Origin of the sequence: Blautia sp. MSK.20.85 (assembly GCF_013317245.1) — a bacterium.
Taxonomy (GTDB): Bacteria; Bacillota; Clostridia; order Lachnospirales; family Lachnospiraceae; genus Blautia_A.
On the sequence record NZ_JAAIUN010000123.1, the window covers coordinates 1 to 331 of the forward strand.

1 protein-coding gene is annotated in these 331 nt (G+C 36.3%); it reads right to left on the reverse strand.

From position 1 onward, the window contains the following. Positions 1-317: ISAs1 family transposase (locus G5B12_RS17195; RefSeq protein WP_244096139.1), on the reverse strand; the 317-nt coding region annotated here is incomplete at its 3' end. Between the last annotated feature and the right edge of the window lie 14 nt (positions 318-331).

The following is a 331-nucleotide window of genomic DNA, read 5'->3' on the forward strand; positions in this document are numbered from 1 at the left end:
TCTAAATACTTAATTGGACGCAAACTTACTACGAACCTTTTCTTTCTCATTGACAACTTATGTCTTGATAGTTCTGCTGGTTTCAAAATACTCAGGCTCCATTTTCTTATAATGTTCAAATTTTGTGCCGCCATTTTATCGATTGTCGTATTTGCATCCTCCCGAAATGTTACATCCAAATGCCAATGCATACTTTCTATACTCCAATGACCTCGCACCGCTCGGCTGACTTCGTTGATATCCGTTTTTAAACTGCTTATAAAATATCGATATTCATACGTTATCTTTCCTGCTTTTTCTATTCGTTTCTTCTCCATTACAATGCTTCTCA